This window comes from Microbacterium sp. B19 (assembly GCF_000333395.1).
Lineage (GTDB): Bacteria > Actinomycetota > Actinomycetes > Actinomycetales > Microbacteriaceae > Microbacterium.
Window position 1 is genome coordinate 1 of the sequence record NZ_BADA01000011.1, and the last position, 1,283, is coordinate 1,283.

Consider the following 1,283-nt stretch of genomic DNA (forward strand, 5'->3'; position numbering starts at 1 on the left):
GCGCTCGGATGACGAAGAAGAGGTCACGCTGCTCGGCGGCGGCCGCGTTCCCCCGCGCGCGATTGGCCTGGTAGGCGCGCATGTCCTCGATGCCGACGCCCATCGCGCGGAGACACGCGAGCACCTGAAGGTCGTCGAGGTCGCGCTCGCGATACCGACGGTGACCGCTGCTCGCGTCGCGAGCGATCGGGCCGATGAGCCCGACGTCCTCGTAGTACCGGAGGGTGGGTTCGCGCAGCCCCGACCGCCGCGCGGCCTGCTGAATGGTGAGCATCGACATGCCGCTAGCTCAGCACACCTCAAGCACTTGAGGTCAAGCGGGCGTCGCTCGAGCCGGGCCGTTTCGCCGAGACTGCATCCTGCTGACATCTCGGTTGCAGCGTGCCGCAGTCTCGTCAGCAGCGTGCAGTCTCGCTGACCAGGGCGGGCCGGGCCGGGCCGACAGCGCTCAGCGCAGACGCTGGCACTTCGGGCAGAAGTGGCTCGATCGGTTCATGAAGCTCACCCGCACGATCGGGCGACCGCAGCGCGGGCACGGCTGACCCGTGCGACCGTACGCGTTCAGGGAGTGCGCGAAGTACCCCGCCTGGCCGTTCACGTTGACGTACTGCGCGTCGAAGCTCGTGCCACCCTCGGCGAGGGCCTTCTCCAGCACCGCCCGAACCTCGGCCAGCAGTCGGTTCACCGCGCGGGTCGGGAGATCGGATGCCACGGACTCGGGGTGGATGCGCGCGGCCCACAGCGACTCGTCGGCGTAGATGTTGCCGATCCCGCTCGCCACGGTCTGGTCGAGCAGCACGCGCTTGATCCCCGACGATGTGCGGGCGAGGCGCGCGCGGAACCGCGCGTCGTCGAACGCCGGGTCGAGCGGGTCGCGCGCGATGTGGGCCACCTGCGTGGGGACGCGCGGCAGCGACGAACCGTGGCCACCGGCGGCGGCATCCGGAGTGTCGACGAGCTCGTCGAGCGCGAGCGAACCGAAGGTGCGCTGATCCGCGAAGACGACCGACAGCGCTCCGTGCACGGGGTGCTCGAGCTCGATGCGGATGCGTTCGTGCCGTTCCTCGGGCGCGCCGGGGACGCGCAGCAGCATCTGGCCGCTCATACCGAGGTGCGTCACGACCGCTTCGTCGTCGCCGAGTGGCATCCACAGGAACTTGCCCCGGCGGAGTCGACGCGGAGACGATCCTTCGCACGACCCACGACAAGACCGCGGTCTATTCCTTCTCCGCCCCGCTGGAGGCCGGAGCCAGGGCACGCGCACGACGCCGAACCGCCGGCTG

At 70.4% G+C, this 1,283-nt stretch carries 2 protein-coding genes; both read right to left on the reverse strand.

What is annotated here, in order from left to right:
- The coding region (locus I5G_RS00250; RefSeq protein WP_022877257.1) for a MerR family transcriptional regulator at positions 1-280 on the reverse strand (280 nt) is incomplete at its 3' end.
- A gap of 168 nt (positions 281-448) precedes the next feature.
- On the reverse strand, positions 449-1,264 hold the full coding sequence (mutM, locus tag I5G_RS19635) for a bifunctional DNA-formamidopyrimidine glycosylase/DNA-(apurinic or apyrimidinic site) lyase (RefSeq protein WP_368843828.1): 816 nt from the start codon (positions 1,262-1,264) through the stop codon (positions 449-451).
- Between the last annotated feature and the right edge of the window lie 19 nt (positions 1,265-1,283).